General features: G+C 39.3%; 7 protein-coding genes. 4 read left to right on the top strand and 3 right to left on the bottom strand.

Going from position 1 to position 9185, the window contains the following annotated elements:
* Nucleotides 1–675: 675 nt before the first annotated feature.
* Entirely contained in the window at nucleotides 676–1053 is a 378-nt protein-coding gene (locus ADICYQ_RS22125) for a nuclear transport factor 2 family protein (RefSeq protein ID WP_020894132.1), read from the top strand.
* A gap of 146 nt (nucleotides 1054–1199) precedes the next feature.
* Here the strand turns inward: ADICYQ_RS22125 and ADICYQ_RS22120 are convergent, their stop codons facing one another.
* The 3 genes from ADICYQ_RS22120 to ADICYQ_RS22110 form a co-directional block, all read right to left on the bottom strand.
* The gene (locus ADICYQ_RS22120; protein ID WP_040417633.1) at nucleotides 1200–2864 is read right to left on the bottom strand and encodes a BF3164 family lipoprotein; all 1665 of its coding nucleotides are present in this window, start codon (nucleotides 2862–2864) and stop codon (nucleotides 1200–1202) included.
* A gap of 778 nt (nucleotides 2865–3642) precedes the next feature.
* On the bottom strand, nucleotides 3643–5286 hold the full coding sequence (pafA, locus tag ADICYQ_RS22115) for an alkaline phosphatase PafA (protein WP_020894129.1): 1644 nt from the start codon (nucleotides 5284–5286) through the stop codon (nucleotides 3643–3645).
* 122 nt (nucleotides 5287–5408) lie between these two features.
* The gene (locus ADICYQ_RS22110) at nucleotides 5409–6053 is read right to left on the bottom strand and encodes a carboxypeptidase-like regulatory domain-containing protein (RefSeq protein ID WP_020894128.1); all 645 of its coding nucleotides are present in this window, start codon (nucleotides 6051–6053) and stop codon (nucleotides 5409–5411) included.
* A 146-nt stretch (nucleotides 6054–6199) separates the two neighbouring features.
* On the opposite strand from ADICYQ_RS22110, the gene ADICYQ_RS22105 reads away from it, so the two are divergent.
* The 3 genes from ADICYQ_RS22105 to pruA all read left to right on the top strand — a co-directional run bounded on the left by ADICYQ_RS22105 (nucleotide 6200) and on the right by pruA (nucleotide 9073).
* Nucleotides 6200–6583, top strand: coding sequence for an ArsR/SmtB family transcription factor (locus ADICYQ_RS22105; protein ID WP_040417630.1), 384 nt, complete (start codon nucleotides 6200–6202; stop codon nucleotides 6581–6583).
* Nucleotides 6584–6589: 6 nt separating this feature from the next.
* Nucleotides 6590–7285: a YjjG family noncanonical pyrimidine nucleotidase gene (locus tag ADICYQ_RS22100; RefSeq protein WP_020894126.1), complete on the top strand. Its 696-nt coding sequence runs from the start codon at nucleotides 6590–6592 to the stop codon at nucleotides 7283–7285.
* A 150-nt stretch (nucleotides 7286–7435) separates the two neighbouring features.
* Nucleotides 7436–9073, top strand: coding sequence for an L-glutamate gamma-semialdehyde dehydrogenase (gene pruA / locus ADICYQ_RS22095; protein WP_020894125.1), 1638 nt, complete (start codon nucleotides 7436–7438; stop codon nucleotides 9071–9073).
* Nucleotides 9074–9185 lie beyond the last annotated feature (112 nt).

Here is a 9185-nt window from a genome sequence, read left to right as displayed (position 1 = left end):
CTGACAAAATCTTAACGTCTATTTCTTACGTGATCGTGCATTATTTCATTTGACCTCACCAAGCCCCAACAAGGTGAAATATCTCAGCCACTGGCGCCAGCTGGTGAGACGTCATTTTAGAACACATACAGAAGCCTGAAGGGCTTCAGCAATAATAACTGTGTGGTGTCAAGCCACGGAAACCGGAATATACCGCCAATTGATTTTGGCGGTATTGTTGCTCTTTTTTTGCAACAATGCTGACAAAATCTTAACGTCACTTCCCTAAATAAAAACCTAACATTAATCAATACGGAAAACAAAAACCCCGACAGGGGTGACATGATTATAGCCGGTGGCATCAGCCACCGGATTAGTGAATAAAACGCTAATCGATTTTGGCGGTATTGTTGCTTTTTTTCTGCAACAAGGCTGACAAAATCTTAACGTCTATTTCTTACGTGATCGTGCATTATTTCATTTGACCTCACCAAGCCCTGACGGGGCGAAATATATCAGCCAAGGGTGTCAGCCCTTGGTTAATAGAACAGGAAACAACTGATTTTGGCGGTATTGTTGCTCTTTCTTTGCAACAATGCTGACAAAATCATAACCTCTGAGATAGCTAAACGTTTCTTAATGGAATTTTCAGATTGATTTAACCCATACAATCCTCATTGCAAAAAACCTAAAACCATGAACACCGACACAAACAAGGAAAACGCCATCGACTTTTACAAAACTGCCTACCTCGGGAAGCCAAAAGAGGCGGTAGAAAAATACGTGGGTAAAGAATACATTCAACACAACCCCGCAGTAGCCAATGGCACACAAGGTTTTATTGATTATTTTGATAAAATGCAGCGAGAATACCCCGAAAAATCCATCGAATTTTTACGTTGTATTGCTGAGGGTGATCTGGTGGCCCTTCATACCCGGCAGATCTGGCCAGGAAATGACCAATATGTCACCATGGACTTTTTCAGGTTTGATGACGCCGGAAAAATCTGCGAACACTGGGATTCCATCCAACAGGTGCCTACCGATGCTGCCAATAACAATAGCATGTTTTAGTTTTGTTGGTGGTTTGCGGTGATTGAATATTTCATGTCTTTCACTTTTAAATTCCCATAAAACAGTAAGGAGTAGATGCAATCTACTCCTAGTGTGGGCTTTCTTCATCCACCATAAAAAAGTTTATAACCTCAAGAACTCAATCTCTACTCCCCATTGGGAAAGGCATCTTTAAAGGTAAGGGTAGCTAAGGACTCCTGCACCTCCTCATAATAGTGCTCATATACATCGCAACTACTATAGATGGTTTGAATTATCCTATTCTCTTTTTCAAAGAGGGTAACCTCGTTTTGGCGAGTATATTTAACACCTTTGGAATCAACTAGCTGGCTCGCATAATTCAACCTATAACCTTTAGATTTTTCCTCACCACCTATTTCTTTTGCATTCAAGTCAATCAAACTTGAATTGGACCGATAATCAGCTACCATTTTATCCAAATGGCTCCCTATATCCAAAGCCGCTTCCTTAGGAAATAAAATTCTTACCTGAAGTGAAGCATCTCCGCAAAAGGACTTTCCCTCCCGTTTTGGACTCCTGAAAGAATCAATGGTTAGGTACATGTTGTCTTTTTCATAATAGTCTTTTTTCACTTCCCCTCTTACAGCAGTATAATTCCACCCTACTGGTAATTTCATTTTGTAATAATCGTTCTCAGCAATGATTTCACTATTAGGGTCGATAATCTGATCTTGCTTTTCAGTTTTTTTGTCTTTCTTTGGGGAAGTCCCTTTTTGATTTTTACCAATAAGAGGACTGGGTCGCACACCATCTTTTAGATCATACTCGAAAAGTACACCTTCTTTAAAATAAGAAAACCCATATATTTTTTGCCGTTTTTCTGAAACAGCATAGCTAGTGAGGAATTGATCCACCGTATAACGCTCCAATAAGTTTCCTTCCCAATCCCAGATTTCCATATGGGGCCGGAAAGTCTCAAATTCTTCTTTTATCACACTTTTGGGCTTACCTATAAACAAGACATAAATATGATTTTCGGTTGCGTAAGGCTCTACCCAAAAAAGGTCCAATTCATCACCAGAAACTGGTTTTTCAAGCGCTTCAACGCCTATTTCCTTTAAGAATTCTCCCTTGGGATTATAAAACTTGATTTGATTTTGTGAAAAGTAAAATGCAGCCAATCTCCCGTCTTTTGGATTGATCACGGTTGATTTTCCAAAATCCCGATATAGGTTGCCTTCACCACTACCTTGGTCTGTAGATTGTTCGGGATACTTACCAAATGTGGCTACTTCTTTAGCACTAGGCAGGTTTACCATTTGGTATTCCGGCCCTCCCGGTATAGCATCAAAAATATCACATATATAGGTGGAATCATTGAGCATAAGCAGCCTGTTCACGAGACCAGCATTTGACTTGATTAGTTTCACACTTTCCCCCATAACGGATCCCCCCTCTTCCATCCTGATTTTTCTAAGCTTTGTACCAGAGACCACCACCAAATCATCTCCTCTTTTTTGCAGAGAATTGGGATCTACATAACTAAATTCATCAGGTCCTTCCCCAAGTTTACCAAAACTGTAAAGGAGGGAAAAGTCAGGCAAACTGAAAACCTTAAACAAAGATTCTTTGCCATTGTCTAGAATAACCGCCTTGTCAGGAAACACCAGTATTTTGGAAGGAATCAGCACAGTACTGTCTATCGCTATTTCTTTGGATATTAAGCTTCCTGAATCCGGAAGCTCACTGATCAACTTCTTTGAAGAATCATTGGATTGACAAGAAAGAAGAAATAGAGCTGGAAGAAAAAGCGCGCTACTTAGACAGTAGTTTTTTAAATATTTGAACATTAAAAACCTGTTTTAAAATTTAAACCCTATGTATATAGTACAATTAGAATGGGGATGCATACACATTTCATCAAGCTCCAAATTCCTTAATTGAAAGGTTAATTTGTATAGCTTTTATACCTCACATTAATTTAATGGATCCCGATAAAAAACAACCACAACTAATTTATTAAAAATTATTAAAGCAGAAAATCATTAAGTAGTTTTATTACAAGTATTTAAAAACAGCCAATTGCAAATTTCAGCCTAGAAAAGGCTTCAGAAACTACAATCACGGCATTTTACCCGTGGACGACCCACTATTCGATCAATCTCCTTAATAGGGTGGAGAATAGATGCCATCTACTCCTAGCAGGGAGCCCTTGAAGGGCGAAATCTTTGTAGCCACAGTTTCAGACCGTGGCAAATGAAAAAGAACACAACTGATGTTGGCGGTATTCTTGCTCTTTTTCTGCAACAATACTGACAAAATCAGAACGTCACTTCCCTAAATAAAAACCTAACATTAATCAATACGGAAAACAAAAACCCCGACAGGGGTGACATGATTATAGCCGGTGGCATCAGCCACCGGATTAGTGAATAAAACGCTAATCGATTTTGGCGGTATTGTTGCTCTTTCTTTGCAACAATGCTGACAAAATCTTTCAAGTCAGGGTCATTAGGTTACATTTTTCTATGTCTTCGTAACCGGGTTAAAAAAATCATTCACAATTGCCCAAAAAAAATGCCTGACTTAAAGCCAGGCATTTTCTACTAAAAAAACTATAGTGTTTTATTATTTTGCATCTACAATTTCAACGATCGGTTGACCTGTTGCTCCACTAGGAAGCCTGGTTTTCAACATCATGGATAAAGTAGGTGCTATGTCTGTAATGGTAGCATACCTGCTGCTGCTACCTGGTTTCACTCCCCATCCGTAAAATACGATAGGCACATTGGTATCATAGGTATAACCTGTTCCGTGGGTGGTACCTTTGCTTGCATTGGCAAGCCATGCAGGCTCCATGATTACCATCACATCTCCTGAAGATTTATGGTTGTAACCCATTTGTAACCTATGCTTAAATCCAGTAGTATACTCATACCTTCTTAAGTCATCTGCAACATAAGTCTCTTTAACGCCATCAAAGGTCAAAATAAAATCAGCTACTGCTCTTTGCATTTCTACTAGAGACAGCTCTTTTTCGTTAACCAATTCTCTGTTTAGGAATATTTGCTGATTTGAAAAACTTGATATCCAATCACCAGCACCATATTTTTGATTGACGAAAGCATCCAATTCAGCCATCATCGTTTTGGTGTTCAGGCTTCCTGAAGTCACCATTCTTTCGCTTTTCATGTAGTTGACTACATCAGCGACACCATGATCAGCTGTAAGGAACACAAGGTATTCTCCTTTGCCTATCTCTTTGTCCAGGTAGTCAAAAAATCTTGCCAGGTCCCTGTCTAATCTAAGGTAATTGTCCTCAACTTCTATGGCTTGAGGGCCAAATCTATGTCCAATATAATCAGGTGAAGAAAAGCTTACTGCTAGAAAATCAGTTTCTCCTCTTTTACCCAATTCTTCTCCTTCTATGGCTGCTAAAGCCATTTCTACAGTATAGGTATTTCCATAAGGAGTAGAACTGATCATGCCAAGCCCTCCATTGTCCTTTTGCAATTTTTTCAAATCATAAGGGAATGTAGGTCTGTCCTTGCCTTTAAAAGGAGACTCAAATTCGTTGTCATCAGCAGCTCCCTGTATATAAGTTTCTATTGGAAAAAGTGTTTCCCAGGTTTGATCCAGGTATTTGGAAACAAGTTTTCTATTGTTGAATTCTTTTACCCAAGAAGGCAATTCTTCATGATAATAACTGGAAGTCATAAAACCACCTGTCTTGCTATCATACCAATAAGCATCTCCCAGGTGACCAGCAGGTAATGCAGCACCTCTATCTTTAATCGCTACTCCTACTACTTTAGAACGCTTTCCAGTTGCAAATCTTAACTCATCCGTAATGGTACTGCTCAATAAATTTTTAGGAGATATTTTGCCGTTTTCAGCACTTCCTCCAACTGCTGTAACCAAACTGTCCTCAGCACAATAGATATCAGAATCTGTCGCTCGGATGTACCAATTGTTACCTATGATACCATGCGTTGCAGGGGTAGTTCCAGTATAAACTGAAGCATGACCTGGTCCTGTATAGGTAGGGATATAATTGTAATGACCATTCTGCATCATGAAACCATCATGCATCAATCTCTTTAACCCACCCTCAACGTACCTATCATGGAACCTGTAAAAATATTCCTGTCGCATTTGATCCACGACAATCCCTACCACTAACTTTGGTCGCTCTACTTCCCTTGCGGAATATTCTTGAGCAAAACTGAATTGGGAAAACAATAAGCATCCCAAGATTATCAATCTTTTCATATGGTCTATAATTTAAAATTTCGCCTGTAAATATACCTTTTTGCAAACCTAATGAGGGAAAACAATATCATTAATGATCAAAATTGGGATAAACGGAAGATAAAAGTTTTAAACCCTGATAATTAATCCTTGTTCTTCAGGTCGCCATTTTTTATCGATTTGATAAACTGTGCCCAGGCGAATGGATTTAGCAATGGCATAGGTCTTGGCCCATAACGGTCCATTGTTTGTTGCGTTTGTTGGTTGGTGAATTGCCTGAAGTTTTCATTTCCTGAAGCTGGCATATCTGCTGCCCAACGCAATAGTAATTGGGGACTTAAATTACCCCTATTTAAAGGCGGTGCAGCATCTATATTCACTGCCAATATCGCATTCTTAAATTCTTCTTCTGTAGGGTAGGGCATTACTTGTACCTCTTGAAGTGCTATTTCATCCTGAACCATGGTGAGAATATAGCTCACATCCTCCTTTTCGATGTCTTCAGGAATCTTAATGCTTTGTCTTTTCAAGCCTATATAGGAAAACACAATACTATCCCCTGCTACGACAGGCATGGAGAAATAACCAAAACGGTTACTACTGGTTCCTCTACCTTTTCTTGGTACATAAATATTTACGCCAGGAATAGCTGTGGTACTATCCGCATTCAGGATTACACCTGAAAACTGAACAACCTTTTTTTCCGGAGTTTCTTGTGAAAAAGCATCATTAGCATTTCCAAAAAAACCTATACAAACAACAATTAATATGATTAGCCTTTGTCTCACTTTTACAATTTTACATGGGCAATTCCCTTGAAATTTCTACAAGAGAATTTCGACATTATTAAATAAGGTCATTGATCACACGATATTAAGTGAATTACTTTTGAATTCATTATCTTCAAACCGATTTATTTGTTAAAGTTAATTAAATGCGGTTAAAAAACATAAGTTTAAACTACGGAATGCGTGTCTTCAAAGCACTTTCCGAGGAGTCAAGGGTCCGTATTCTACATTTGCTCATGCAAAACAAGGAATTATGCATATCTGACCTTGAACATATTTTAGAATTCACCCAGACGAAAACAAGTCGACATGTTACCTATTTGAAAAATGCAGGGTTAATTGGCAGCAAAAAAAGAGACCAATGGACATTTTACTATGTCCTCGATGAGGCACATGAAATTCTAAATCAAATTTTAAAATTTATTAAAAAGGATCAAAACCTTCTCCGTGATCAAGAGGTTTATGAGATATTGTATTCCAACAGAGAGCTGGCTATCAATAAATTTGAAAACAATCCCTACAGAAAATAATTAAACGTGAAAAAATATACCCACCTACTTTTTGATCTCGACCATACGCTATGGGATTATGACAGCAATGTCAGAGATTCACTGACAGAATTATTTACTGATTATAACCTAGGGAGCTTAGGCAACCCTGATTTCGAATTGTTTTTTGAAGCCTTTCAAGCCACCAACCATCTCCTTTGGGAGCAATTTAATAAGGGCTTGATAGACAAAGATGAGCTCAGGGCCATGCGATTTAAAGAGGTTTTTAATAGAGCGCAACTACCTCTATCCGAGATCCCCAAAGACCTTGAGGAGCAGTTTATTTTAAGAACATCCTCCAAAGCCAAGGTAATGGACCATGCTTTCGAAACATTGGACTTTCTGAAAACCAAGTATCAATTACACATAATTACAAATGGGTTTAATCTGAGTCAGTACAACAAACTCAAATCTTCAAAATTGGACACTTATTTTGACTTGATAGTAACCTCTGAAAATTCTGGATTTAGAAAACCTGACAAGAGAATATTCGAACATGCCCTTCTTCATTTAAAAGCAGAAGCAAGCCATTGCCTGATGATTGGTGACAATCCACTTTCTGACATCCAAGGGGCTCAAAATGCTGAAATCGATCAGGTTTATTATAACCCTTTAAATACTGAAAGCGAAGTGAACCCAACTTATAGGATACGCCACCTTTCCGAGCTTATAAAAATACTGTAAACCCTTCGATTCTGGTAAGCCATTGTTAATTTGTATATTTGATTTATAACCAGATTGTAAATCAAACCCGAAAAAGGCAATAAAATTCAGCATTGTGATGATTTCACTGCGAATACTATCGGCTAATCCGGGTTAAAAAACCAAACTATTATGCTTAAAGGCTTTTTTAATGTACCAGAACCAAGCAATGAACCGGTAAGAAATTATGCTCCGGGATCCAAAGAGAGGGGTTCTTTACAGGCTGCCCTAAAAGCAGCCAGTGATCAGGTCGTAGATATCCCAATGTATATAGGGAGTGAAGAAGTAAAAACTGGAAAAACCACACCTATCCACCCTCCCCATAACAGACAGCATTTACTGGGTCAATTTCACTCGGGTGACAAAGAGCATGTTACCCAAGCCATAAATGCAGCCCTAGGCGCCAAACCAGCCTGGGAGAACATGCAATGGGAACAAAGAGCTGCTATCTTTTTGAAAATTGCAGATCTGCTTGCAGGTCCCTATCGTGATAAAATCAATGCCGCAACAATGCTTGGGCAATCCAAAAATGCCTATCAGGCAGAAATAGATGCAGCTTGTGAATTGATAGATTTCCTACGATTTAATGTCAAATTCATGACAGAGATCTATGCCCAGCAACCTCCGATAAGTGGAGAGGGCATATGGAATAGGCTGGAGCAAAGACCTTTGGAAGGTTTTGTGTTTGCCATTACGCCATTCAACTTTACAGCAATAGCAGGAAACTTGCCAACGGCTCCAGCGATGATGGGCAATACGGTGGTATGGAAACCTGCAGAAACCCAAATTTATTCCGCAAAGGTATTGATGGAGGTATTTAAGGAAGCAGGTTTGCCTGATGGTGTGATTAACCTGATCTACGTAGACGGCCCCGATGCTGGTGATGTGGTTTTTTCACATCCTGATTTTGCTGGACTTCATTTCACTGGGTCTACCGGAGTCTTTCAATCCCTATGGAAACTTATTGGAAACAACATTTCCAAATACAAAACCTATCCTAGAATAGTCGGGGAAACGGGTGGTAAAGACTTTGTAATTGCGCATAAATCTGCTGATCCAAAAGCACTGGCAACCGCATTGAGCCGTGGGGCTTTTGAGTTTCAAGGACAGAAATGTAGTGCTGCATCCAGGGCATACATCCCCTCGAATCTTTGGGAATCAGTAAAAGAAAATTTATTAGCAGACCTTGCTTCCATGAAAATGGGAGGAACTGAAGATTTTGGTAATTTCATCAATGCTGTCATCGATGAAAAAGCTTTTGATAAAATAAGTGGCTATATCGAAGCTGCCAAAACTGCACCGAATGTAGAAATAATTGCTGGTGGGAATTGCGATAAAACCAAAGGCTTTTTTATTGAGCCTACCGTGATCTTAGTACAGGACCCTATGTACAAAACCATGGTTGAAGAAATTTTCGGCCCTGTTCTTACTATTTACGTTTATCAGGCCGACCATTTTGAAGAAGCCCTAGAGCTGGTTGACCAAAGTTCTCCCTATGCGCTCACAGGAGCAATCTTCTCCAAAGACAGGTATGCCGTAGAAATGGCCACTACTAAACTTCGACACGCAGCAGGCAACTTCTACATCAATGACAAGCCTACAGGAGCCGTCGTGGGCCAGCAACCGTTCGGAGGATCCAGGGCTTCCGGAACCAATGACAAAGCCGGATCTTTGATCAATTTACTCCGTTGGGTCTCACCAAGGACAATTAAAGAAACTTTTGTCAGTGCCACAGATTATAGGTATCCATTCCTGGGATCAGACAAATAACATAAAGAAAAGGCATTACTTGTAAAAAGTAATGCCTTTTCTTTTACCAAATTTTCTTGAGAGAGTAGGCTTTGTTTTTCTTTTTTCAAAGCCATTCAGCAATAGCTTCGAA

The sequence above is a fragment of the Cyclobacterium qasimii M12-11B genome (assembly GCF_000427295.1).
Classification (GTDB): Bacteria; Bacteroidota; Bacteroidia; order Cytophagales; family Cyclobacteriaceae; genus Cyclobacterium; species Cyclobacterium qasimii.
The sequence above is the reverse complement of the archived record's forward strand: the minus strand, read 5'-3'. Positions and strand labels throughout refer to the sequence as shown.

What these genes read in the sequence shown, in the direction of transcription:
- pruA (WP_020894125.1), top strand. Translation starts at nt 7,436, where the DNA reads ATGCTTAAAGGCTTTTTTAATGTACCAGAACCAAGCAATGAACCGGTA.
- pafA (WP_020894129.1), bottom strand. Translation starts at nt 5,286, where the DNA reads ATGAAAAGATTGATAATCTTGGGATGCTTATTGTTTTCCCAATTCAGT.
- ADICYQ_RS22120 (WP_040417633.1), bottom strand. Translation starts at nt 2,864, where the DNA reads ATGTTCAAATATTTAAAAAACTACTGTCTAAGTAGCGCGCTTTTTCTT.
- ADICYQ_RS22105 (WP_040417630.1), top strand. Translation starts at nt 6,200, where the DNA reads ATGCGGTTAAAAAACATAAGTTTAAACTACGGAATGCGTGTCTTCAAA.
- ADICYQ_RS22125 (WP_020894132.1), top strand. Translation starts at nt 676, where the DNA reads ATGAACACCGACACAAACAAGGAAAACGCCATCGACTTTTACAAAACT.